A 22594-nucleotide genomic window follows, 5' to 3' on the forward strand; every position below is an offset into this window, starting at 1 on the left:
GAGTCGAAATGCCTTAAGAAGATAAAATCTGGGAACAAAAAGAATAATCCCAGAATTATTGGGTTTTGGCGATGGATTATGGGAAACAGCCAGAATAGTATTCACATAACGTCTACTAAAGATTTTGTTCAGTATATTGAACGTGAACGATTTAGAGTGATTGTGATTGGCTCTTCATCTCTTGAGGACAAAGATATCTTTTCGGAACTTTATATTTCTGGAAGGAAGAGCTTTTTTGACGGACAGCGTTTGTTGCAACAAGAGCTCTTATCTTGGACGGATCATTTTGGTTTGTTCGCTTCCCAAGAGACTATAGGCATTTATCAAGCAGAGAAAATGAGCTCTTCTCTACAAGAGTTTATTATAGATTACACTCGGCATCCTAACCCGAATCTTACGTTGTTCCTTTTCACAAATAAAGCAGAGCTGTTCTCTTCTTTATCTTCGAAGCTTTCTAATGCTCTTTGTTTATCTTTATTTGGAGAGTATTTTGCTGAGCGAGATGCTCGCATAGCTCAGGTTTTGATAAAACGTTCTAAAGAGTCGCAGCTTTCTTGCTCTTTAGGAGTTGCAAAGATTTTTGTGAGTAAGTTTCCTCAGACAGGTTTATTTGAAATTCTTAGTGAATTTCAAAAGTTAATTTGTCAGATGGGAGACAAGGAATCTATAGAAGCTTCGGATATTCAATCATTTGTAGAGAAAAAAGAGGCGATCTCTCTGTGGAAGTTGCGAGATGCTCTTCTTCGTAAAGACCGTGTCGCTGCACACAGTCTGATGAGATCTTTGGTGTCTGATATGGGAGAGGAGCCTCTGGCGATTCTCAGCTTTTTACGTAGTCAGTACCTCTTAGGACTGAGGGCAGTGGCAGAGCAGTCGAAAGAGCGTAAAACACAAATATTTATTGCTGCAGGAGAGCCGGCTCTTTTAAATGGTTTGAACCTGTTTTTCCATACGGAAAGTTTAATTAAGAATAACTTCCAAGATCCCATGCTTTCATTAGAAATGCTAGTTTCACGACTTTAGATTTTTATTTGATGGGATTTTTTCCCTGTATATTTTTTCGTAAGCATCTTTTAGAATAGTCTCCAGTCTAATGATTTAGAATACACTTGTGGCTATGGCGCTGTATCTTCTTCCCAATACTTTAGGTAGTAAAAGATCTGAGGACCTTCCTTCTTCGGTTGGAGAGATTGTTCGGAATAAAATCCAGGGATTAATAGTAGAAAGTGATCGTGGTGGGCGGTTATTCTTAAGTTTATGGAAAGTAGAAGAGCCTCATAGGTTTCCTCTTGCCGTGATGAGCAAGAATGACACTTCTGTTAAGGCTTGTGACTTTTATTTAGAGCCTATTCTCAAGAAGCAAGAGTCTTGGGGCCTCATTTCTGATGCAGGGTTGCCTTGTATTGCTGATCCTGGGGCTAGGTTAGTCCGAAGAGCTTGGACATTGGGGATTCCCGTGCATGCTGTATCTGGCCCTTGCTCGATTACGCAAGCGTTGATGCTCTCTGGACTACCAGGGCAAAATTTCACATTTCATGGTTATTTGCCCCAAAATCCTAAAGAAAGATCTCGTTATTTGCGAAGTTGCTCAGGGAAATTCCATACGCAAATCTGTATAGAGACTCCGTACCGTAATCCATATACGTTTGATGCGTTATTAGATCAGCTTCCGGATCATGGCGAGCTTTGTGTCGCGATTGATTTAATGGGAGATCAAGAATACGTTTCTACGCGAAGCATAGCCGTATGGAATCAATCTTCTGATATCGAAGAGGTTCGTGAGCGTTTGAAAAAAGTTCCAGCTATTTTTCTATTTATTACTTCTTTTTGATTTCATAGCATCCGCTAGTTTGTTTTGTTTGTTAATTTAATTTTTTCTAATTAAAAGAAAATTAGAATTTAATTAATTAAAAGACAAAACATGAACAAAAAAATAATTAAAGAACGCGTTTCTTCGTCTGTTCCGTCGACACCTTCTGATCAGCTTGCCGATCCCACGAATCCTGTTACTAAAATACTATTTGAATGCAAGCTATCTCAGAATCAAGGAGACGCTTCTGCCGATGTTGATGCGATGGTCACCACAGCTCATGTCAAGCTAGACGCTAAGAATCAACAAGTTCGTCAGGTAGCTAAAGGGGAAGAAGACCAAAATGTGATTGTACTCTCTCAGCTTGAAGGATATTTACAGAATGGATCTCGATCGATCGCGGGATTGTTCCTACCGACTTCTGGAGGGGTGATGGTTGGAGACATTAATATGGGGACAAGCCCAGGGAATACCATCAAAGGGCTTCCTTCTTCTTGGGGATCCGCTATGTTCCTCGGGAATGAATATGCAGCTTCTGTAGGGATTGTACAAGATGTTGTCGGAGAGTATGGAGCTCGGTTGGATGATTTGATTGAGAGGATTACCAAGTATTCTGGTTCAGGAGAGGGTAGTATGACTAAACTTCTTGAAGATCTCGGTAGCCCTAAGGAATCTCAGCCTGGACAGACGCCTTCTGTGACTCTAGAGAAGCCTACAGATGCTAAGTGGTTATTGTTAAGTGCTAAGAACGCTATGACAGGGACCTTGCGTTTTGAGAAAAAACAAGGAGCTTTGTCAACAACTCCAGATCCCACGATAACAAATCTGAAAGCAAGAGAATTGGGAACTATTGGAACAGCTACTCCGACAGATAAGTTACAGAATATAGTTTCTGTTGCTGACCTCACAACCATACTGAAAGATTTACAAAATAATGCTCCTTCGGAAGGAACAGGTTCAGATACAGGTTCAGACGTGGGATCTGGATCTGGTTCGGGAACGGACTCAGGATCAGGGGGTATAGCAGGTGCAAGTGTAAGCACAACCACTGCATCGACCTTCCCAGAGTGGACGGGACAAGAGGTGCCTTATTTGGTGTATCAATCCCAGGATTCTGGTTCAGGTTCACCAAGTGTACAGAATCCTCTTAAGTCTAGTAATGCAGACAATTATATCAAAAAGGATAACGGGACTTATTCGCTTTTGCGAAGAGGTCTTTATCTTATCACCTTTGCTTATGAGTTGAGTACGTCATCATCAAATGGAGTTGTTACCTGTACAGGAACTCTCACAAAGAAATCTGATTCAACATATGCTGGAGGAGATGTGGCAGCTCAGCCTACGAGTGGGGATGCTGCAGATCCAAATCCTGCAGAGCCTTCTCCAGCATTTTCCGTAGTAGGCTCTTCGGATGGAAAAACTGTAGTTGGGAGTGCGTACATTTTAGTCCCAGGAGACAAAGCGCTTTCAGAACATACGCTAACTTTGGCATTAACTCCTGGTGAAAATACAGGGGTGAGGCCTACTTCAGCTACAGCTTCTAAGAGTTATGTAGCTATCTCATATATGGGCGCTGGTTATTAACTATTTGAGTTAAGGGAGAGAATCTCCCTTAACATTTTATACTGAATCGATGTGATCTTTAAGGCTGTGATGGTGTCGAAGTCGTGGATGTTGCCTTAGTAATTTCTCCTGAAGTTAATACCAAAGACCAGGAAAAAGATGTCAAAGTAATACCTGTAGGTGTTGTTTCTGGTGGGGTGCTTTCATCGGTTTGAGCCTCTACTGGATTAGTAGTGGGTTGTTCTGAATCTGTAGTTGTGGTTGATGCATACTGAATCCGTATTCTGCTCGTTGGGCTGGAGGATGAACTGTCAGGAGTAGTCGCTGGGGTTTCAGGTTGCGAGCTTCCTCCAGATCCAGAACTTCCTCCCGAGCTGTTATTATTTGGATTAACGTATTTCAGTTTTAATACAGATCCAGTTGCTTGCACGGGTATTTGTAGTGTGCAAGATTGTCCCGAAGAGAGGGAAAGTGTTTTAGTAATAGTCGTAGGTTCTGTAGGGGTAGTAGGAGTGGGTGATGGAGTTGCGGATAGGTTATACTTCCTTGAGAAAGTTTTCGTTATAGATGCAGTTGGATTGTTATTTGTAGGAGATGGCGTTGCTTCTGGAGCTGGAGCCTCTGGAGGGGATGGTGGAGATTCAGGAGTTGTGTCTGTTTTTGGAGGGGTTACGGTTAGCTCTAGAGAAATAGGATCTGTAGATGTTGGAGTTGTGTTGTTTGGATGGTTCCAGGTTCCTTGCATGGAAAAGGTAAGAATACCCGTTTTTTGAATTACTATTTCTGATCGTGAAGAGTCTGAAAAGGAAAAGAATTCCTCCCATAAAGGAGATTTTTCCGAGAATGTAGTGTTTGGGAGATCAGTGCCCTCGGCAGCCGGGGTTATTTCGGTATCAGTTGAACCAGTAGTAGTGGCAGCTAGCTCTCTAATAAATGAGGAGGCTCCGTTTGAAGGGGATGGTGGATTGTTCGGTGTGTTGCTGTTGTCTGGAGTAGTTGGTGCGGGATCAGCTGGATTCTCAGAGCCTGATCCTGAAGAATCTGATGTATCCGGTTCAGGTTCAGGTTCCGGATCAGGATCTGGCTCTGGGGTAGGAGCTTGTGTAGGATCTTGTAGCCAGTTAAAATATTCAGAAACGGTGATATTGGAAAGGTTTGTATCGTTGTTTTTTAGAAAAGCCATTTGTGGAGAGGTGATTTTGGCTTGTACAAACTCTACATTGATAGCACTTTTGGTATCTTTGTTTGTGGGTGTTCCTAGATTCAATACAGTCTTTTCTCCCATATCGATATCTTCGTATACAGTCCCTCCGCTTGTTTTCAGAAAATCTGGGTTAGTGACAGTGTCAGGATCTTCAGCAATACCGAGAAGTTGGTGTAACGTGGATATTTGTGAGTTAATATCCGATAGGTCTGCGACAGCCTGCGTAATTTTGTCATTACTTTTGATTTCATCTGCTTTCTCATTCAAATAACCGATAGTGACAGCAGAGCCATCATCAGGATCTTGTTGACCGTTTTGCTTGTACATCACAATGTCGGTGACATTGTTTCCCTGCATGTCAATGTCCCCAGTCATTGTGCCCCCTGTTGTGGGTAAGAAACCAGGATTAGGGTCATTTTCTTTGGTGTAGTTTTCTTTTAGATATTTGAATGTGACTGCATCTGTGGGATCTGTAGGATTCTCTGATTGTGTGATGGGTTGGTTATGTTTAACAATGCCAGGAGTAGACTCAATGCCTGTCTCACTAACCTTTAATAAGACTTTTGTCATTACTTTATTAGGGTTCCAAAAGGAAGAAGAAATATTATTTTTTGTATCGTTCATTATTTCGTTTTTTAAATCTTTAACTTCGTAAGTCTCTATACTAGCTTATTTTTAATCATTTTTGATTTAGTGATAAAATCGGATCCTCCAAACCGAAAACCTTTTAAGGTGTTTGTTCTGTATTCGTATTTGTACCTGGAGATGTCGGTGATGGTGAGGGATCTGTCGGACTTGAAGGAGTTGAGGGCGTATTTTTAGTAACATCCGTTGGATATAGAGCTGCTTCCCAAGACCAAGATGACAATGTTGCTGAAGATGATACTGAACCACTTCCTCCATTAGAAGTTTGGGAGGAGGTATCCATTTTTATGTCGGATGCGGTCTTAATAGGAAGTTGTAGTTGTACAGATTCCCCAGAGTATAGTGTCAGAGGGATAGTGAGCGTTTCGGTTGCTGAGGTGTCTTCAGAAGAGCCTGATCCACTGCTAGAAGTAACAGTCCCACTAGAATTGTCTGGAGTGACTGTTAGGTTCACGGATATAGTCGTGGGTGTCGGTGTGCTTGCATCATCAGTAGGTGTGGCAGTTGTAGGATTCCACGTCCCTCTTACAGATAAAACCAGTAGGCCTGCCGTTTTTACTTTTAGATTTTCTTGTGATGAGGTGTCGAAGCATTGATCAGCTAGTTTGCTCTTAAAATCAGGTTCTGTAGGAGAGGAAGATCCGTTTGTTGTGCTGAGCCATGGGATGTATCCATTGAATGAGATTGTTGGAGAACTTGTCGTAGTTGGAAGAGTATTGGAAAGAAAAGCTCTCTTAGGGTTTTGGAGTTTGGATTCCAGGTAGGTTACATTGGCTGCATAGTTGCTTTCTCCTTCCACAGGAGTTTTGATATTGGCGATCTGTGCGTTGGTCATCTTGAGATCCCCTGTAAGATTATTCTGAGATTGTGTCACCACAAACTGAGAATTCTTAATTACTGAAGGGAGATCGTCATAAGATAAAGGAGGAGATTCCTCTTCTTCTGTATCTGCGGTAGGAGTAGGTTCAGGTGTTTCTGGTTCAGGATCGGTATCAGCGTCGGGGTTGATCGTAATTTCAATTCCGAGAGCTTTTTGAGCCAATGCGATTTTTTTTTCTACTTCAGTAGCAGAATTTAGAGCTGTGCTTAGTTTGTCATTGTTCAAAATCTTATCAACAATACCTTTGACATATTTCACAGTAGCTGCTTCTGAGTAAAAAGCTTCCCATGCTGCATTGTAATCATCGATTTTTTTCTGGTATTCTGCCAGCTTTGTGTTGTACTCTTTGATCTCTTGTTCTTGTTCCTCGGCTGTTTTTTCTGCAAAACCGTCTTCTTCTCGCGGGTCTTTTGGTTTGTCGGTTTCGGAAGGAAGCTCTATCTTAGGTTTCTCTGGCTGCTTCAAATTAAATACGGAATGCGTTCCCATATTAATGTTCCCAGTCATGTTCCCTCCATGAATGGGAAGATAACCTGGATTAGGGTCATTTTTAGATAGATAGTGTGCTTGAAGGTATTGTAGTGGCACAACATCCGTATCACGAGTCGGAGTAGCTACTCCGGTTAACTTAGCTTGTCCATCAAAGCTTAACTTAGTGAATGAAGAGAGCTGTTGTGAACCAATACTCAGTAAAGCTCTAGTGGGTGTACTTCGTTGAAATTTCGTAGATGCGTTTTTTTTATTAATTCGTTCTTTTTTATTCATTTTTTCAATTAAAAATTAATCGATTTTTTATTGGTTTTAATATAGATTAATTTTTATTTTGAAAATGAAAAAGAAGAAGCCATGATTTCTTCTGCTATAGAATCATGAAAAAGACGCCCTTTTTTATTTAATGAAAAAGCTTTGTCATCCTTAGTAAATAGAGAACCTATAGACGGGTGCATTAATATTTCGTCTACGAGTTCCTGAGGGAAAACTCCAAAGGGGATGGGGTCGCAGAGACGGAGGCGCAAAGCTAGAGTCTCTTTAATGCGTTCGTTTGGAGGGAGCTCTTCCATAGACTCTAAAGTCGGTAGATGTTGATGCGCAGCTCGTAAGTAATGCGAGATCCTAGAAAGGTTTTTGGATCGAATGCCATGGAGATATTGTGAGGCAGAAACTCCTAATCCTAAGAAAGGCTTAGCTGTCCAGTAGTAGGTATTGTGTTTAGAAGCCGCTTGGTTTTTTGCATAGGAAGCAAGTTCATAGCGAGTAAATCCTTGATTCTCTAGTAGCTCTTCGGCTGCTAGTGCCATCTCAGCTAGGGAGTCGTCATCTGCTATGGATGGAAGAATACGTTTACGGTGTTTGTAAAAGGAGGTGTGAGGGTCTATAGTTAGATTATAAATAGAGATGTGTTGGATTGGGAGAGAAATAGCTTGGTGAAGATCAACAATAAAATCACTAATCGACTGTGTAGGGAGGCCATAAATAAGGTCTGCAGACACATTAGAAAATCCGTATTGGGAGCAGAGCATAAAGGCTTCAATCGCTTTAGATGAAGAGTGTGTGCGTCCTAGTAGCTTAAGTAGGGGATCATTGAATGTTTGTACACCAATGCTAATGCGATTGATCGAGGTCAAGACGAGAGCCTGGATATACTCCAGAGAAAGATTTTCAGGGTTTGCTTCAAGAGTGATTTCTGTGGCATGCTGAGCTTCTAGAGCTACGAGAATATCTTGAATCAAAGCAGGGGGAACTAAAGAAGGAGTCCCTCCTCCAAAGAATACTGTATCAATATAGTGAGAACAACGTAGAGGGGCTAGTTTTTTTAGCCCCTCTTTAATGACAGCTTCACAATAAGAGCGCATTAACTCTTCTTTATACGGGATCGTATAGAAACTACAATAATGACATTTCTTCGAGCAGAAAGGGATATGTATGTAAAGAGCTAAGGGAGTCTTACCATTCATTCGCGTCAGGATCTATGATGCCTCCTCGGCGCCAACGATTGCGATCACTGAAAGGATCCTCATCGTCTTCACTAGAGTAGTCGAGTTCGTTTCCGCTTTCTTCTCTTGCCTCATCACCTAGGTCAATCTCAATTGTGTCACCGGCATCGAGATCCACTTCTGTATCCGAGGATTCTACAAACTCAACGTCTGAAACGCTGGGGCCATCTGGGTAAATGGTTTTAGCTGGAGTTCTTCGAGGGGTTACGTACTCTTTGATCTCACCGCTTTCTTTGAGAAGTTGTAGACGTTCTTTCTCTTCAAGGATTTTGCTTTCTAGCAGACGGATTTCTTCCTGGTGTCTCTCGATTTCTTTTTTAGGAACAAGGCCAAGTTGCATCCACTGGGTAAGATCATGAAGCTCTGATTCTAATTTTTTTAAACGCTCACTTTTCATTCGTAAATAGTCCTGTTCTATGATTGAAACCGGAAACCCCCTGAGAGCCAATTTACTTGCTTCCTACCAAGGGTAACTGCATCTTTTGCTCAGACAGAGCAAAAAGTGAGCAGGCATAAACAAATAGATCAGGAGAGATTTTGGCTAATAAAATACTCATTCCAAAGTATTTGTTCAACTGATAAGCCAAGCTCTGCTAGCTTTTGTAAGAAGTCAGGAGGCTAGGGTATTCGATACTTAAAAAAAAAGCAAAGTTTGCTTTTTTTGAAAAATAAAAATTTTGCTATGGGAATTTTCTAAAAGTATCACCTTCAATCGATAGATTCGTCTTATGGATTCAGACTTTGCTAGGCATGTGCATTCATCAGATATTGACTGGATAGAATCTTTGTTCGAGCGATTTGAGAAGCATGAGCCGATGGATTCTTCATGGAAATATTTCTTTGAAGGTTATCAGGTTGGGAAGACGGAGGGGAGCCCAACAGAATCTTCTCATGATCAAGTCTTTACGTCTTTGCAAGAGAAAAAAGCACACAGTCTTTTGATGATATACCGTTATTACGGCTATTTACAGGGGCAAGTGTCTCCAATATCCTCATCAGAAGAATCTTCTCTAGTTACAGAAAAGGTTCGTAATTTCGATCCTCAAGAAGAGATTCCTTCTTTAGGATTATTACCGCAATCTTATGTTCGTATAGCAGACTTTATTCAGGTATTAAAAGAGAAGTATTGTCGGAGCATCGCTGTTGAGACATTGAATTGCTCTCCTGAGATCCAAGAATATATCTGGAAACTCATGGAAGGAGAGAAGCCCTCTTTAACCAAAGAAGTTCTTCTGGCGCGATATCGAGACGTAAAAAGAGCAGTAGCTTTTGAAGAATTTTTACAGGTTAAATTCACAGGACAAAAGCGCTTTTCTCTAGAAGGTGGAGAGAGCTTGGTTCCCATGTTGGAGCATCTCATTGCTTGTGGGGTTAAGCAAGGCATCAATCGTTACGTGATGGGAATGCCTCATCGAGGCCGATTAAACGTTCTTGCTAACATTTTTGGAAAGCCTTACCGGCAGATTTTCATGGAGTTTGAAGACGCTCCCCAAATAAGAGGGCTGGAAACTGTCGGTGATGTAAAGTACCACAAGGGATATGTTGCCAATAGGCCGGAACAGAACGTTATGATGGCTTTATTGCCGAATCCGAGCCATTTAGAGTCCGTGGATCCTGTTGTGGAAGGTGCTGTAGCAGCGATTCAACATCAGGGAGAGGCTGGGAAGGAGCAAGCCTGCTTAGCTGTGTTGATGCATGGAGATGCAGCCTTGGCGGGTCAGGGCGTTGTATATGAAACTTTCCAGTTGAGTGGGATACCAGGTTATTCAACAGAAGGAACTGTGCATATTGTAGTGAATAATCAGATGGGTTTCACTGCGCAGCCTCGAGAGTCTCGTTCTACTCCTTATTGTACAGATATAGCTAAAATGATGGGGATCCCTGTATTCCGAGTGAATGGAGAGGATATTTTAGCCTGTCTCCAGGTCATGGAGTATGCTATACATATCCGTGAGCGTTTTCATTGTGATGTGATTATCGACCTCTGTTGTTATCGAAAATACGGTCACAATGAAAGTGACGATCCTTTTGTTACAGCTCCATTTTTATACGAAGAGATCAAAAAGAAAAAACAAGGGTCAGAATTATTCAAAGAGATCCTTTTACACCATCCTGAATGGAACATTTCTTCCGACGAGTTGGAGAGAATAGACACAGAGATAGCGCATGTTTTAAACCAGGAGTACGCTTCTCTGAAAGATCCAGGTGTCGAACGGCTAGATGAATGTATGCATTGCACTCGTATGGCAGCTGGAGAGCTTCTTGTCGATAATGTGGATACATCGTTAGACAAAGAAGCCTTGTTTGATCTGAGTGCCAAACTTTGTGATATTCCTGAGCATTTTTCTCCTCATGCAAAGATTCGATCTTTATTAAATAAGCGTATGAGCATGGCTGATGGAGAGATCGGTTATGATTGGGGAATGGCTGAAGAGGTGGCGTTCGCTTCCTTATTACAAGAAGGTTTTTCATTACGTTTGTCAGGACAAGATTCTATTCGTGGAACTTTCAGTCAACGACAGTTAGTCTGGACGGATGTCCAGACAGGGGATATATTCTCTCCATTATATCACTTGTCTCCGAGTCAAGGCAGCGTGGAATTATACAATTCCCCTCTATCTGAATACGCCGTTTTAGGCTTTGAATATGGTTATGCACAACAAGCAGAAAAGACTCTTGTTATTTGGGAAGCGCAGTTTGGAGACTTTTCCAATGGAGCCCAAATCATTTTTGACCAATATATTTCTTCCGGAATTCAGAAATGGGATTTACATTCCGATGTAGTTGTACTGCTTCCTCATGGCTATGAGGGGCAAGGACCTGAGCATTCCTCGGCTCGTATAGAGCGTTATTTACAGCTCGCTTCCGATTGGAATTTTCAAGTTGTTCTTCCTTCTACTCCCGTACAGTATTTTCGTATTCTGCGGGAGCATACGAAGAGAGACCTCTCTCTTCCTCTTATCATTTTTTCTCCTAAGATGTTATTGCGGCATCCGCAGTGCGTGAGTTCTATCGCAGAGTTTGGAATGAAGGGAGGCTTCAAGCCTTTCTTGGAAGACGAGAATCCTAACTATCATGCAAAAGTTCTTGTTCTTTGTAGTGGCAAGATTTATTATGACTATCGTGCTTCTCTTCCTAAAGATCTTGAATGTCGTTTTGCTTGTATACGAGTAGAGAGTTTGTATCCGTTATACTTAGAAGATCTATTGGTTCTGATAAGCAAATATACGGAAGTTCACCATTATGTATGGTTGCAAGAAGAACCTCAAAATATGGGCGCTTTTAGTTATTTTGCATTAGCAACTGACGAGATTTTCCCTAGCAAATTGCAGTGCGTTTGCCGTCCTAGGAGTAGTTCAACGGCAACAGGATCTGCGAGTTTAAGTCAAAAAGAATTATCGACGTTAATGGAAACCTTGTTTTCTATAGGTAGAGAGTAGAGCATGAGTATAGAGGTTCGTATTCCCAATATCGCAGAATCTATTAGTGAAGTGACGATTTCTGCACTTTTGATTCCATCAGGAGATTTGGTGCAGGAGAATCAAGGGATTCTGGAGATAGAGAGTGACAAGGTGAATCAGCTCATTTACGCTCCTTGCTCAGGAAAGGTAGAGTGGAGCGTTTCCGTAGGAGATACGGTCGCTGTTGGTAGTGTTGTAGGGATTATTAGTGAAGCGGAAAAGAGTCAAGATACTGCACCTATCCATGAGCAGATGCCATTTAGTCTTGTAGAGCAGGAAAGCGATGCGCAGATTATTGCCTTCCCTTCATCAGTGAGACAGGATCCTCCTGCAGAAGGGAAAACTTTTGTTCCATTAAAGGAGATCCAACCAGCTTCTTCTGATCATAGAGAATCTCGAGAATCTATGAGTGCTATTCGGAAGACGATTTCTCGTAGATTGGTGCAATCTCTACATGATTCAGCAATGTTAACGACATTTAATGAAATCCATATGGGGCCGCTTATTGCTCTGCGTAAGGAAAGACAAGAAGATTTCATTGCGAAGTATGGGGTAAAACTTGGGTTCATGTCTTTCTTTGTTAGAGCCGTTGTAGATTCTTTGAAAAAATATCCCCGGGTGAATGCTTATATTGAAGATAACGAAATCGTTTACAGACATTACTACGATATTTCCATTGCCATAGGGACAGATCGTGGATTAGTAGTTCCTGTAATTCGTAATTGTGATCAGTTATCTAGCGGGGAGATTGAGTTACAGCTTGCCGATTTAGCTTCTCGTGCTCGGGAAGGCAAACTTGCTATTCATGAGTTAGAAGGGGGAGGCTTCACTATTACCAATGGAGGGGTATATGGTTCTCTTCTATCCACTCCCATTATCAATCCTCCACAGGTAGGTATTCTTGGGATGCATAAGATAGAGAAACGCCCTGTGGTTAGAGAAGATGCAATTGTGATAGCCGATATGATGTATGTAGCTATGAGCTATGATCATCGGATTATAGACGGAAAGGAAGCCGTAGGATTCCTTGTGAATGTTAAAGAGCAATTAGAACAACCCGAGCTTTTGCTAAAAATGTAGAAGCGTCAGAGAGAGGCTGCATTACTCGTTATCTAGGAAGAAGAAGAACTGCAGTGACATTATTTTTTCGAGAACGAATCGCTGACGGATCCTGCTGGTGGCGAGATTTCCAGCTTCTGAACGAGAAAAAGGTATTAGATTCAGAACAAGTGCAGCGTTCTGAGATGAAAATATGATTACCGGATAGTCCTTCGGAGAGCAGTTGTTTTCTTGCTACTGCTCGGAAATCGAGGTGATTTTCTTTAGGCATTAAAGGGAAAAAACTAGAAGGGAACAGTCTCTTATAATCTGGATAGACAGCCATATCAGGACCTAGAGAGGGAGATATAGCCACGATAAGATCTTGAGGACGAGTGTTGAATGTCTTTTTCAGCAGGCGAACAGTGACAGCATAGATATTGCCTACAAGACCTCTCCATCCTGCGTGTACATTAGCAATCACATGGTTTTCTGGGTCATAGAAAATGGCTGCTTGGCAATCTGCATGGTAAATGTGTAGGGAGAGAAGAGGAGTTGTTGTGAATAACCCATCGGCAGGCGCTCTCTTGGGAGTTTTAGGGGTGACATAACGTACGCTCGTTCCATGCACCTGACGAGCGTTACAAAAATCGTTGCCTCCTAAGGAAGAGGAAATGACCTCATCAGAAACTTGACTCGCTTCTTCCTTATCATCTTGTTTTGGGAAAATACCATGGCGAATAGGAAGGTATTCTAACTCAGGAAATGTCTGTTTACGTAAAGCTTCGGAAGGGAGTGTCATCAGGGATCCTATTCTGGCTCTTTCCATACGCCATGTTCTTTTAACAATTGGACCAATTCTTCTTCAGCATTTTCTATGGGAATGCATGATTTTACACATTTATGTTTGACGTATAGGTCAATCATACCTGGTTTTGATCCTACGTAGCCAAAATCGGCGTCAGCCATTTCTCCTGGGCCATTGACGATACATCCCATCACAGCAATTTTTAAACCTCCTGGAAGATGTTGCGTTCTTTCACGAATGCGTTGAGAAACTGCGAGAAGGTCGAAAAGCGTTCGGCCACATCCAGGGCAAGAGACATATTCTACTGTTACGGACCGAATATTAGCACTTTGTAAAATCAAAAAACCCAGAGTTCTAGAGAGTTTAATATCTACAAAATCTAGTAGTACGCAAGATCCTAACCCGTCTAGAAGTAAAGCTCCCAACCGAGCAGACAAGTCGATAATGGCTTCATTTTTAGAAAGGTGAGGATCTAAAGAAAAGCTTAAACACACAGGTTGTGTAGAATGTTGTCGCAGAGAAAAAAAGCGACGAGCAGTATGGATATCGGTTACTTCAAAATAGACAAATGGAGCAGAAAGAGTCTCTTCAGAGAGCCATTCCTCCTCATTCATCGGATTAAGGATAGGAGCATCTTCTTTATTAAAGACAAGAAGATGCTTCTCTATTTCAGAAACGATAGGAGAGGAGCGCATAGCTTTGGGGACAACGACTCCTTCTGGGGTTGTAGGATCTATTTTCCCTGTGGTTGTGTCAATGCCTAAGCACTGAAGAAGTTCTATAGGCTCTGCCGTCAGTAGCTGTACATCGGTTAAGTTAATTAACAGTCCATAGACATTGCCCCAAGGAGGGGTATTCAAAGTGTTTCGAGTACCCAGTTGTTTTGAAGAATGGATGGCAAATGGATTGTCGGCTTCTCCCCATCTTTCGGAGAGTTCTGTTGTCTGTTTGAGAAGATCGATACAAATAGGGATCTCATTGATGGGGCTACCGGTTAGAGAGCAGCGGATGGTATCACCCAATCCCTCTGAAAGAAGCGTACCTATTCCTACAGCAGATTTTACAATGCCTGCAGTGCCAGATCCTGCTTCTGTAACTCCTAAGTGCAGAGGATAAGACCATTCTCGTTGGTCTAGCTCATAAGCTAAAGATCGATACGCTGCCACCATAACTTTTGGATTACTGGATTTCATTGAGAAGATGACATCATGATAGTCCATAGCAACACAGACTTCGGCATATTCCAATGCAGAGTACACCATGCCTTCAATCGTATTTCCATAACGTTGCGTTACGCGTTCTGATAAGGAGCCGTGGTTAACGCCTATGCGCATAGCTTTGCCTAAGCGTTTGCATTTTTCCACAAGTGGAGAGAACTTGTTCATCAAATGCTCTAAGCTATGCGCGTATTGCTCATCAGAGTAAATTTTCCCAGTAAACATATTACGCTTATCTACATAGTTTCCTGGATTGATACGCACTTTATCTACACAATCCACAACATGTATGGCTGCTTGAGGAAAGAAATGGATATCTGCTACAAGAGGGATGGAAATGTTCTGTTGAATCAAGCGGTCTTTAATGTGCTCGCATGCATGAACCTCTCGCAAACCTTGTACCGTAACACGAACGATGTCGCAACCCCACTCTTGCAGAGCACAAATTTGTCTAACCGTTCCATCCACATCTGTGGTGGCTGTAGTCGTCATAGATTGGATTTTGATGGAATGCTCACTACCAACAAAAAGATCTCCGATTCTTACTGGGAGGGTTTTGCGTCGAAACGCATTTTGTATACAGGGTGTTGCCATGACGAGGTGTCCTACAAACAATTTTTGAAATTGGCTGGGACAGTACCGGCCGAATCTCTTTCTCCTAAAGGTTTTGGGGGCTGAGGAAGTATAAGCTTTAGATCAATTTAAAGGAAGGTCTCCATGGAGAAACTTCCCTTTAAAAATTGTTTATAAATTCACGGGTTGAGGGATGTTCGTTAAAACAATCACTAGATCTTTGGATGCGTGTTTTTTCGCGGTTTTTTCTACGGCATGGAGTAAGGATAGTTTAGCAGACTCGATCCATTTTGGCTGTTTGCTTAGCGCTCTTGGAACAAAATCTCCGAAAGCAGCGATTAAAGGAATTTGGATCACACGACAACCACAACGAATAGCCTCTTCGAAACAAGCTGTGTAAGCTCGTAAGGTTATCTCATAGCAAGATTTAGAGTCATCTTGATACATAGAAGCTTTAGGAGCTAGCATTTGGATGAACAATAGAGGCTTGTTATAGGTCTTTGTTTCCTCATCCCAGCAAGGCACTAGATGATTTTTGTCTTCCCAGGTGGCAGAAGAGCATTCTCCTGGAAGTAGGATGCCTGAGTCGGGTTTCGATTCTTCCCAGCACTTGTCGGTAAGCACAGCAGGGAATGCATCGTTCACTCCTAATCCTCCTTGGCCTCTCTTCGCGAAGGCTGCCGATTGCGTGGCATTTGCAATCGCAGCAGGTAGATTCGATTGCATTCTCAAAGAAGAAAATTGGCCTGAAGTAGAGACAAAAATAGTATGAGTGGAAGGAATATTCCAGGCTCTAAATCTTGCTGAAGGATTTCTGAAGGACAGAGGCGTTTTGTCATTAGCAAGGAAAAACGGCATCTGTCTTATCGATCCTATGCAGTTCCATCCAAAAAGCATTTCACCGATCGTTCTTCTCAGTGGTCTTGGAGGTATGAAATCTGGAGGAGGAGCTATAGGTTTAGGTCTTTTGATTTCAGGCAGCTCGGGAGTAGGTTCAGCAGGGAGTTCGGTAGAAGGTCTTCGGGACACAATTTTTGGGGGACAAACATATCGACAGAGAAATAGTCCTGAAGCAAAAAGACTGACACCTAAAATAACAGCAGAAACGGCGATTAGGGCAGGAAAGGAGGCTAAAACGCCAACCACGCAAACCAGCACAAGTCCTAAAATGATTCCAGACGCAAGAGAAGTAATGAGAGCGCGTCTAGGAGTCAAAACAGGAAGTTGACAAGAAGGACGTATAGCATTCTGTATTGCGGACAGCGATGTAAACATAAACTCTTAACTTTTAAAATTTTTGCCCAAGAGCAAAGGACAACACACCGTTTTGCGCAAGAACGCAAGTGTCCGGAGGCTAGAAAGTTATCTTAACGCAGCCACCTTTAATGCAGCATTGACAAGCCAAGCGTTCATTAGAATCTTCAGGATCACCTAGAAAATCATACTCAGCCTCAGAAAAGTCAGATAGGTTATCCGCGCCTTCCAAGACCTCAATCACGCAAGTCCCACAAACTCCTTCCGTACAAGCCAAAGGCACGCCAGAATGTTCGCAAACCTCTGCTATAGAGGAACCGTCTTCTAAATGGAACTCTTGATTCTCGTCATCTGCCGAAATGATGAGCTTAGCCATAGGACTCCAGAAGGAAAAAGAAAAGATTAGTTAAGAATCGGAGTAGAGGGATTCGAACCCCCGACCTATTGCTCCCAAAGCAACCGCGCTAACCAGGCTGCGCTATACTCCGATTTAAAAAAGTAGGAGCTAAGGAAGTTAGCATATTGCCTATATACTAGACAAGAGAAAGATACTGTAAATGCAAAATATTCTTCGAACTTCTTCTTGCAGATATATGTTTTTGCTGGGTATTCGTTCGGTGTGGAATCGGGTGGCTGTTGTGAATAACTTTAGAGGAAGTTCATGGAAAATTGTAGCAATCCCCAGTTGTATACTGTTTACTTTGATATTCCATTTACCTAGATGGCTGATTGATTTTGGGGTATGTACAAATTTAGCGTGCTCCTTGTCGATCATTTTTTGGGTGTTTTCTCTACGCTCTTCAGCTTCGGCTCGTATTTTCCCTTCTCTCCTTTTGTATCTTTGTCTATTGCGACTTGGCCTGAATTTAGCCTCCACCCGATGGATTTTATCTTCTGGATGGGCTTCTCCTTTAATTTTTGCGTTAGGGAATTTCTTTTCCCTTGGGAGCATCCCGGTTGCTCTTACGGTATGTTTACTCCTGTTTTTAGTGAATTTTCTCGTCATAACTAAAGGAGCGGAGCGTATTGCGGAAGTGCGAGCTCGTTTTTCATTAGAAGCGCTCCCAGGTAAACAAATGTCTTTAGATGCTGATATTGCTGCTGGAAGGATCGGGTATAGCAGAGCGTCTGTTAAAAAAAGCTCTCTTTTAGAAGAGAGTGATTACTTCTCCGCCATGGAGGGCGTATTCCGCTTTGTAAAAGGCGATGCGATAATGAGTTGGGTGTTGTTAGGAGTGAATATCCTAGCTGCTCTGTTTTTAGGACGAGCTACTCATGTTGGCGATTTGTGGTTAACTGTATTAGGCGATGCTTTAGTGAGTCAAATTCCAGCATTGCTTACATCGTGTGCAGCAGCAACGCTTATAGCTAAAGTTGGGGAAAAAGAAAGTCTAGCGCAGCATCTGCTAGATTATTATGAGCAGAGTCGCCAGAGTTTTCTTTTTATCGCTTTGATCCTATGTGGGATGGCTTGTATTCCAGGAGCTCCTAAAGCTCTGATCCTAGGTTTTTCAGTTTTATTATTCTTAGGTTATAAGAATCCTTCTTCAGGAGAGACTCTTCTCTTCCAGAAAGAACGGGTAGAGTTTGTATTGCCTGATGAGGGAGTGGGAAATCCTGCTAATTTGTACAAGGACGCCCGCAATCAGATTTATCAAGAGTTAGGCGTAGTTTTCCCGGAAGCTATTGTTGTACGTCATGTAACAGGATCTTCTCCACGTTTAATCTTTTCTGGGCAAGAGGTCGCTTTGAGAGAGCTGTCTTGCCCAGCTATACTAGAATCGATTAGGCAGCTAGCTCCAGAAACGATCAGTGAACGCTTCGTTACTCGCTTAGTTGATGAGTTTCGAGAGCATGCATTCTTATCGATAGAAGAGATCCTTCCGTTAAAAATATCAGAGAATTCTTTGATTTTCTTATTGAGAGCTCTTGTTAGAGAACGAGTGTCTTTGCATTTATTCCCTAAGATTCTCGAAGCTATAGATGTATATGGCTCTCAATCAAAGAATTCTCAGGAATTGGTAGAGTGTGTACGAAAATATCTTGGGAAGCAAATTGGTTTATCCTTATGGAATCGCCAAGATGTCTTAGAGGTAATTACGATAGACTCTCTGGTTGAGCAGTTTGTGAGAGATTCACAAGAAAAGGTTGTGTTGGATTTAAATGAAAAAGTAGTTGCTCAGGTGAAGCATTTATTGCGGGTAGGGGAGGGGAATTTTCGAGCTATCGTAACGGGATCCGAAACAAGAAAAGAACTGAAACGCATAGTGGATCCTTATTTCCCAGATTTATTGGTTTTAGCACATAGCGAACTTCCAGAAGAGATCCCTATAACTTTGTTAGGAGCGGTGTCTGATGAGGTTTTATTATCATAAAAGAGTTATTGATTAGGAGTTATGTGTTAGTTGTGTAAGGGTAGATATTGTTTAAAAATTTTATTTGATTTAGCCTTATTTTTTAGTTTGTAAAAGAAATTTTTTTTGTGAAGACTCACGATCTCGCAGATACTTGGCAGCTATATTGGTCGACAAAAGAAATCCATCATAGGGATGTTTTGATCGAATCCTACCTTCCTTTAGTAAAGAATGTAGCGCATCGGCTTGCTTCAGGAATGCCTTCTCATGTAAAGATGGAAGATCTTTATGCTCTGGGGGTTGAAGGGTTGATTCGTGCTGTCGAACGTTTTGATCCAGAAAAAAGCAAGCGATTCGAGAGCTATGCTCTTTTTATCATAAAAGCTGCGATTATTGATGGATTGCGCAAACAGGATTGGGTACCACGCAGTGTTTATCAAAGAGCCAATCGATTAGCTGATGCGATGGATTCTTTGAGACAGACTTTAGGTAAAGAACCTACTGATGGAGAACTTTGTGAGTATCTAAATATTTCACAACAAGAGTTATCCCATTGGTTTTCCTCCTCTAGACCTGCTCTAGTTCTTTCTTTACATGATGATTTCTCCTGCCAAGATGACGATGAGGGGCTTGCTTTAGAAGAGCGCATAGCAGATGAGCGAGCGGAAACCGGATACGATGTCATCAGAAAAAAAGAAGCTATTTCTATTTTGACAGAAGCTTTGCTGGCTCTTGATGAAAAAGAGCGGCAGGTTATGGCTCTTTATTACTATGATGACTTGGTATTAAAAGAAATTGGGAAGATTTTAGGAGTGAGCGAGTCCCGAGTTTCTCAGATACACTCCAAAGCTTTATTGAAGTTACGAGGTACATTGTCCAGTCTGCTTTAGTAACTGTCTCCAGAAGATCCTCTCTGTATTTTTCCTATCAATATTCTATTGGAGAAGCGCGTCGTTTTTTTGACGAGGTGTCTGCTATCGCTTGCCTTGCTATAAAAAGAACAGGATAGATAAGATGTTGCTAGATAAGTTTATATGGATAGATTCTTATGCAACAGTTAATCGATAACCTTAAGAAACGGGGTATTCTAGATAATTCTTCTGCAGGATTAGAAAGTTTAACAGTTCCTGTTTCTGCCTATTTAGGGTTCGATCCAACTGCGCCTTCTTTACACATAGGACATTGGATTGGAATTTGTTTTTTGCGTCGATTAGCAGCATATGGAATCACTCCTGTTGCTCTTGTTGGCGGAGCTACCGGAATGATCGGAGATCCTTCTGGTAAAAGTGTGGAGCGTTCATTACTAGATCAGGCACAGGTGCTTGATAATAGTAAGAAAATAGCGGCTGCTCTTGCTAGCTATCTTCCTGGTATCCGTATTGTGAATAATGCGGATTGGCTAGGATCTTTAAGTATGGTGGATTTTTTAAGAGATGTTGGGAAGCATTTCCGTTTAGGTTCTATGTTAGCTAAAGACGTAGTGAAGCAGCGAGTCTATTCTGAAGAGGGAATTAGCTACACTGAGTTCAGTTATTTATTGCTGCAGTCTTATGATTTTGCACATCTCTTTAAAGAGCATAATGTTGTATTACAGTGTGGAGGGAGTGATCAGTGGGGGAATATTACTTCGGGGATTGATTATATCCGTCGAAGAGGACTAGGGCAGGCTTATGGTCTAACCTATCCTTTGCTCACTGATAGCAAAGGGAAGAAAATAGGGAAGACGGAGTCTGGAACTATCTGGCTGGATCCAGCGTTAACTCCTCCTTATGAACTATTCCAATATTTCTTACGCTTGCCAGATCAAGAAATCTCCAAAGTAATGAGAACTCTTACTCTTTTGGATAACGAAGAAATTTTTGCTCTTGATGAGCGTTTGACTAGTGATCCACAAGCTGTGAAGAAATACATTGCGGAAGTGATCGTTAAAGATGTTCATGGTTCTGAGGGATTAGCTCAGGCTCAAGCCGCAACCGAAAGCTTTTTTGCTAGTAAGGGAAAGAGTATTACAGAAGCAGAACTAGTAGCGTTAGTAGAGTCAGGTGTTGGCGTTAAAGTAGCTCGAACAGATTTAATAGGGAAACGCTGGTTAGATATCGTTGTGGAACTAGGCTTTTGTTCCTCAAGAGGACAAGCTAGAAGACTCATTCAACAGCGAGGTCTGTACATCAATCAGGAGCCTTTGGCCGATGAACAGAGTATATTAGACGGGACTCAGTTGTGTTTCGATCGTTATGTTTTGTTGTCCCAAGGGAAAAGAAAAAAACAAGTGATAGATCTTAATTAGGAGGGGTCTGTGGCTCCAAATACAGATATTGGGTTGATTGGTTTGGCCGTGATGGGCAAAAACCTTGTATTGAACATGGTGGATCATGGTTTTTCTGTTTCTGTCTATAACCGAAGTCCGGCGAAAACAGAAGAGTTCTTGAAAGATCATGGAGAGAGTGGAGCTCTGCAAGGATTTACTACGATTCAAGAGTTTGTTCAATCTTTGAAGCGTCCTCGTAAGATCATGATCATGATTAAAGCGGGAGCTCCTGTTGATGAAATGATTGCCTCCCTGCTTCCTTTCTTGGAAGAGGGAGATATTCTCATCGATGGGGGGAATAGCTATTATTTAGATTCTGAGCGACGCTATGTCGACCTGAAAAAAGAAGGAATTCTATTTGTTGGGATAGGAGTCTCTGGAGGGGAAGAGGGGGCTAGAAAAGGGCCTTCCATTATGCCCGGAGGGAATATAGATGCTTGGCCTGCAATCGCTCCTATCTTTCAATCCATAGCTGCTCAGGTGGATGGACGACCCTGTTGCTCTTGGATTGGCACAGGAGGTGCAGGGCATTTTGTTAAGGCTGTTCACAATGGGATCGAATACGGGGATATCCAGTTAATTTGTGAAACATATGAGATTCTTAAGACTCGTCTTAATCTCTCTTTAGAGCAGATAGGGAATATCTTTTTTGAATGGAATCAAACCGATCTGAATAGCTACCTCATTGGAGCAGCAGCGGCCGTTTTAATAGCAAAAGATGAGAATGGCAATGCGATTGCTTCTACGATTCTTGATGTTGCTGGACAGAAGGGGACTGGGCGTTGGGTCGCAGAGGACGCTATTAAGGCAGGCGTTCCTATGTCCCTAATTATTGAATCGGTCTTAGCTCGATACCTTTCGACTTGGAAAGAAGTGCGCACAAAGGCAGCTCAAGAGTTTCCAGGGATTCCTCTTCTCTGTCAACCTCCACAAGAAGCTTCTGCCTTCATTGAGAATGTGCGAGAGGCTTTGTATGCAGCTAAGATTATCAGTTACGCTCAAGGATTTATGCTGCTGAAGCAGGTCTCTCAAGATAAAGGATGGGATCTGAATTTAGGTGAGTTAGCTTTGATATGGCGTGGGGGTTGCATTATACAAAGTGCCTTTTTAGATAAAATTCACCAAGGTTTTGAAAATAGTCCAGAAGCACACTCTTTGATATTACAAGATTATTTTAAAAAGGTTCTGTTTGATTCAGAAACAGGTTTCCGGCGAGCTGTTTTGCATGCTATCGGATCTGGTGTAGCTATTCCTTGCTTATCTTCTGCACTATCTTTTTATGATGGATATCGTACGGTGGATTCATCTTTATTCTTAGTGCAAGGATTAAGAGATTACTTTGGAGCTCATGGTTATGAGCGTCGAGACTGTCCTCGAGGGGAGTTTTATCATACGGATTGGCTAGAAACCAAGAAAACTTTTAGAGTATAAAACAAGAAGGCCCAGTAAACTACTGGGTCTTTTTTATGAAGCAATATAGCTAGA

The 22594-nt window shown here is 41.9% G+C and carries 17 protein-coding genes and 1 tRNA gene; 9 read left to right on the forward strand and 9 right to left on the reverse strand.

Going from position 1 to position 22594, the window contains the following annotated elements; translation table 11 throughout:
• The first annotated feature begins 78 nt into the window (after positions 1-78).
• The 3 genes from CTA_RS00250 (at position 79) to CTA_RS00260 (ending at position 3394) form a co-directional block, all read left to right on the forward strand.
• Positions 79-1023 carry a DNA polymerase III subunit delta gene (locus CTA_RS00250; RefSeq protein ID WP_011324535.1) on the forward strand — a complete coding sequence of 315 codons (945 nt, stop codon included), beginning with the start codon at positions 79-81 and terminating at the stop codon, positions 1021-1023.
• 94 nt (positions 1024-1117) lie between these two features.
• On the forward strand, positions 1118-1831 hold the full coding sequence (locus CTA_RS00255; protein ID WP_011324536.1) for an SAM-dependent methyltransferase: 714 nt from the start codon (positions 1118-1120) through the stop codon (positions 1829-1831).
• 90 nt (positions 1832-1921) lie between these two features.
• The gene (locus CTA_RS00260; protein WP_011324537.1) at positions 1922-3394 is read left to right on the forward strand and encodes a hypothetical protein; all 1473 of its coding nucleotides are present in this window, start codon (positions 1922-1924) and stop codon (positions 3392-3394) included.
• Between the two features lie 58 nt (positions 3395-3452).
• Here CTA_RS00260 and CTA_RS00265 read toward each other — a convergent pair whose 3' ends face one another.
• The 4 genes from CTA_RS00265 to CTA_RS00280 form a co-directional block, all read right to left on the reverse strand.
• Complete coding sequence (locus tag CTA_RS00265; RefSeq protein ID WP_011324538.1) at positions 3453-5201, reverse strand: hypothetical protein; 1749 nt, start codon at positions 5199-5201, stop codon at positions 3453-3455.
• A 103-nt stretch (positions 5202-5304) separates the two neighbouring features.
• Complete coding sequence (locus tag CTA_RS00270; RefSeq protein ID WP_011324539.1) at positions 5305-6867, reverse strand: hypothetical protein; 1563 nt, start codon at positions 6865-6867, stop codon at positions 5305-5307.
• Positions 6868-6920: 53 nt separating this feature from the next.
• Positions 6921-8057 carry a radical SAM family heme chaperone HemW gene (gene hemW, locus CTA_RS00275; RefSeq protein ID WP_011324540.1) on the reverse strand — a complete coding sequence of 379 codons (1137 nt, stop codon included), beginning with the start codon at positions 8055-8057 and terminating at the stop codon, positions 6921-6923.
• Positions 8047-8493 carry a hypothetical protein gene (locus CTA_RS00280; RefSeq protein WP_009872349.1) on the reverse strand — a complete coding sequence of 149 codons (447 nt, stop codon included), beginning with the start codon at positions 8491-8493 and terminating at the stop codon, positions 8047-8049. Before CTA_RS00280 ends, hemW begins: the two co-directional genes overlap by 11 nt.
• 331 nt (positions 8494-8824) lie before the next feature.
• Between CTA_RS00280 and CTA_RS00285 the strand changes: the two genes are divergently transcribed.
• Positions 8825-11536: a 2-oxoglutarate dehydrogenase E1 component gene (locus tag CTA_RS00285; protein ID WP_011324541.1), complete on the forward strand. Its 2712-nt coding sequence runs from the start codon at positions 8825-8827 to the stop codon at positions 11534-11536.
• A gap of 3 nt (positions 11537-11539) precedes the next feature.
• Entirely contained in the window at positions 11540-12637 is a 1098-nt protein-coding gene (gene sucB / locus CTA_RS00290) for a dihydrolipoyllysine-residue succinyltransferase (RefSeq protein WP_011324542.1), read from the forward strand.
• Positions 12638-12665: 28 nt separating this feature from the next.
• Here sucB and pgeF read toward each other — a convergent pair whose 3' ends face one another.
• From pgeF to CTA_RS00315, 5 genes are all read right to left on the reverse strand, one after another.
• Complete coding sequence (gene pgeF, locus CTA_RS00295) at positions 12666-13397, reverse strand: peptidoglycan editing factor PgeF (RefSeq protein ID WP_043020555.1); 732 nt, start codon at positions 13395-13397, stop codon at positions 12666-12668.
• Between the two features lie 8 nt (positions 13398-13405).
• Positions 13406-15214: a 4-hydroxy-3-methylbut-2-en-1-yl diphosphate synthase gene (locus CTA_RS00300; RefSeq protein ID WP_011324544.1), complete on the reverse strand. Its 1809-nt coding sequence runs from the start codon at positions 15212-15214 to the stop codon at positions 13406-13408.
• A 150-nt stretch (positions 15215-15364) separates the two neighbouring features.
• A complete protein-coding gene (locus CTA_RS00305; protein WP_011324545.1) occupies positions 15365-16468 on the reverse strand; it encodes a membrane protein in 1104 nt (367 codons plus the stop codon).
• A 79-nt stretch (positions 16469-16547) separates the two neighbouring features.
• A complete protein-coding gene (locus CTA_RS00310; protein WP_009871407.1) occupies positions 16548-16823 on the reverse strand; it encodes a 2Fe-2S iron-sulfur cluster-binding protein in 276 nt (91 codons plus the stop codon).
• Between the two features lie 37 nt (positions 16824-16860).
• A tRNA-Pro gene (locus tag CTA_RS00315) sits at positions 16861-16935 on the reverse strand.
• A gap of 69 nt (positions 16936-17004) precedes the next feature.
• Here CTA_RS00315 and CTA_RS00320 point away from each other — a divergent pair.
• From CTA_RS00320 to gnd, 4 genes are all read left to right on the forward strand, one after another.
• A complete protein-coding gene (locus tag CTA_RS00320; RefSeq protein WP_011324546.1) occupies positions 17005-18822 on the forward strand; it encodes an EscV/YscV/HrcV family type III secretion system export apparatus protein in 1818 nt (605 codons plus the stop codon).
• A 107-nt stretch (positions 18823-18929) separates the two neighbouring features.
• A complete protein-coding gene (locus tag CTA_RS00325; RefSeq protein WP_009871409.1) occupies positions 18930-19691 on the forward strand; it encodes a FliA/WhiG family RNA polymerase sigma factor in 762 nt (253 codons plus the stop codon).
• Positions 19692-19849: 158 nt separating this feature from the next.
• Positions 19850-21088 carry a tyrosine--tRNA ligase gene (gene tyrS / locus CTA_RS00330; RefSeq protein WP_011324547.1) on the forward strand — a complete coding sequence of 413 codons (1239 nt, stop codon included), beginning with the start codon at positions 19850-19852 and terminating at the stop codon, positions 21086-21088.
• A 9-nt stretch (positions 21089-21097) separates the two neighbouring features.
• A complete protein-coding gene (gene gnd, locus CTA_RS00335) occupies positions 21098-22540 on the forward strand; it encodes a decarboxylating NADP(+)-dependent phosphogluconate dehydrogenase (protein WP_011324548.1) in 1443 nt (480 codons plus the stop codon).
• The last annotated feature ends 54 nt before the right edge of the window (positions 22541-22594 follow it).

The sequence above is a fragment of the Chlamydia trachomatis A/HAR-13 genome (genome assembly GCF_000012125.1).
Lineage (GTDB): Bacteria > Chlamydiota > Chlamydiia > Chlamydiales > Chlamydiaceae > Chlamydia > Chlamydia trachomatis.

Bases quoted from the DNA above. Each gene is read 5' to 3' on its own strand.
- CTA_RS00280 (WP_009872349.1), bottom strand. From the start codon at position 8,493: ATGAAAAGTGAGCGTTTAAAAAAATTAGAATCAGAGCTTCATGATCTT.
- CTA_RS00320 (WP_011324546.1), top strand. From the start codon at position 17,005: ATGCAAAATATTCTTCGAACTTCTTCTTGCAGATATATGTTTTTGCTG.
- tyrS (WP_011324547.1), top strand. From the start codon at position 19,850: ATGCAACAGTTAATCGATAACCTTAAGAAACGGGGTATTCTAGATAAT.
- hemW (WP_011324540.1), bottom strand. From the start codon at position 8,057: ATGAATGGTAAGACTCCCTTAGCTCTTTACATACATATCCCTTTCTGC.
- CTA_RS00285 (WP_011324541.1), top strand. From the start codon at position 8,825: ATGGATTCAGACTTTGCTAGGCATGTGCATTCATCAGATATTGACTGG.
- CTA_RS00305 (WP_011324545.1), bottom strand. From the start codon at position 16,468: ATGTTTACATCGCTGTCCGCAATACAGAATGCTATACGTCCTTCTTGT.
- CTA_RS00265 (WP_011324538.1), bottom strand. From the start codon at position 5,201: ATGAACGATACAAAAAATAATATTTCTTCTTCCTTTTGGAACCCTAAT.
- CTA_RS00260 (WP_011324537.1), top strand. From the start codon at position 1,922: ATGAACAAAAAAATAATTAAAGAACGCGTTTCTTCGTCTGTTCCGTCG.
- CTA_RS00270 (WP_011324539.1), bottom strand. From the start codon at position 6,867: ATGAATAAAAAAGAACGAATTAATAAAAAAAACGCATCTACGAAATTT.
- CTA_RS00310 (WP_009871407.1), bottom strand. From the start codon at position 16,823: ATGGCTAAGCTCATCATTTCGGCAGATGACGAGAATCAAGAGTTCCAT.
- CTA_RS00250 (WP_011324535.1), top strand. From the start codon at position 79: ATGGGAAACAGCCAGAATAGTATTCACATAACGTCTACTAAAGATTTT.
- pgeF (WP_043020555.1), bottom strand. From the start codon at position 13,397: ATGACACTCCCTTCCGAAGCTTTACGTAAACAGACATTTCCTGAGTTA.
- sucB (WP_011324542.1), top strand. From the start codon at position 11,540: ATGAGTATAGAGGTTCGTATTCCCAATATCGCAGAATCTATTAGTGAA.
- CTA_RS00255 (WP_011324536.1), top strand. From the start codon at position 1,118: ATGGCGCTGTATCTTCTTCCCAATACTTTAGGTAGTAAAAGATCTGAG.
- CTA_RS00300 (WP_011324544.1), bottom strand. From the start codon at position 15,214: ATGGCAACACCCTGTATACAAAATGCGTTTCGACGCAAAACCCTCCCA.